Source organism: Moorena sp. SIO4A1 (genome assembly GCF_010672065.1).
In the GTDB taxonomy this organism is placed as follows: domain Bacteria; phylum Cyanobacteriota; class Cyanobacteriia; order Cyanobacteriales; family Coleofasciculaceae; genus Moorena.
In genome coordinates this window covers 1-1,459 of record NZ_JAAHHX010000705.1, presented here as the reverse complement: position 1 = coordinate 1,459, position 1,459 = coordinate 1, and the positions used below count along the sequence as shown (strand labels likewise).

At 42.7% G+C, this 1,459-nt stretch carries 2 protein-coding genes; one reads left to right on the top strand and one right to left on the bottom strand.

The window, feature by feature from the left end; translation table 11 throughout:
• Positions 1–688 (top strand): transposase (locus F6K53_RS42120; protein WP_293086437.1); only part of this gene is annotated, 688 nt, incomplete at its 5' end.
• Here F6K53_RS42120 and F6K53_RS42115 read toward each other — a convergent pair.
• Entirely contained in the window at positions 643–1,044 is a 402-nt protein-coding gene (locus F6K53_RS42115) for an MATE family efflux transporter (protein ID WP_366511445.1), read from the bottom strand. The two genes, F6K53_RS42120 and F6K53_RS42115, sit on opposite strands and share 46 nt — an antisense overlap.
• Positions 1,045–1,459 lie beyond the last annotated feature (415 nt).

Here is a 1,459-nt window from a genome sequence, read left to right as displayed (position 1 = left end):
GGAAAACCCGGCTTTTGGACGAGCAATCGGAGTAGATGTCGGGTTGATTGATTTCCTAGCTACATCAGATAATTTAACGATTCCTAGACCGAGGTTTTTCATAGACCTACAACGCGAGCTGAAATTGCTGCAACGTAGAGCATCTCGAAAAAAGAAACGGTCTAAGAATTACGAAAAAGCACAAATCAAGGTAGCACGGTTACATCACCAAATTGGTAATACCCGTAAAGATTTTCACCTTAAAGTTGCACATCAACTCTGTGACCAGGCTGATTCAATTTTTGTAGAAGACATTGATTACAGAGTAATGGCAAAGGGCTTTCTGGGTAAGCATTCTCTTGATGCTGGCTTTGGTCAGTTCAGAGAATTCTTGAAATGGGTATGTTGGAAACGAGGAAAGTTTTTCGCAGAAGTTGACCATAAAGGGACATCAAAGCAATGTCCTGAATGTGGAACCGAGTGGGATAATAACCTCTCAATCCGTTGGCATACCTGTGATGAATGCGGGTATTCCAACCATAGAGATGTCGCTTCAGCCGAAGTAATGCGTAATCGTGGAATCAATAAGTACCCAAGGACAATTGGGGAAAGGAAACTGTCTGCTGATAGCGTACTGTCGGGGGTTTTGTACCTAGATAAGTGCTACGCAGAAACTCTTAATCGTGAGGTTAAGAAGCCCGCGCCGTAATCAAAGATTCGGCGTCGGGAGTATGTCACCAGAACTGCATCTTGGTCAGAGCGTCCTACGGCTTGGGCAGTTGGACCTGTCGTTCCCAATCTTAATAATTTGAAAGTGCGATAGAGGATGTTGAACAGGACAGTAGCCAGAGCAACCCCTGCTAGGTAGCGAATGTCTGCCAAGTGTCCTAGAAAAGCCGCATCAACTAAACCAGATAGGGGAACCATCACATTAGAGAGAATGTTGACCAGAGCAAGTGTCAGGAAGCGAGAACGAAGTTCATCTGGTGGTAGTACTTGGCTATTTACTTTCAGTGGAGACTTTGATTGAAGCGGATTGTCCACGGAGTTAGGCTGTTTATTCATCTAACTGAGATCTTGCACGCTTGTTTAAAACCTATCGTTTAAGTAAGGGAACAGGGAACGGGGAACAGGCAACAGTGATAATAATTGACTCTTTAGGCATCGAAATTGATTGGCGACTTTCAGTTATTAAGTTTTTTTGTACTGCTGCAAGATCTGATTCTAACAAAAAAGGGTTCTGTCGCAAAAAGCTCACAAAGACGTAATTACTCTGTGCTTATCTAATTATTTCCTCCGTTTTTTGAACCCACATTCCGCACCGGTTACTAGTCTAGTAGCTGGATTGTACGGTGTATTTTCTGTAGAAAACCTTAAGTTTTAATAATCTCTGCCTAGGGCGTGTCATCAAATAGGAATCAATCTAGTTTAGAATCGATAAATGTAGAGAGTTGAGTCAATCAGGATCCGTGCTATCATA

Bases quoted from the DNA above. Each gene is read 5' to 3' on its own strand.
- F6K53_RS42115 (WP_366511445.1), bottom strand. From the start codon at position 1,044: ATGAATAAACAGCCTAACTCCGTGGACAATCCGCTTCAATCAAAGTCT.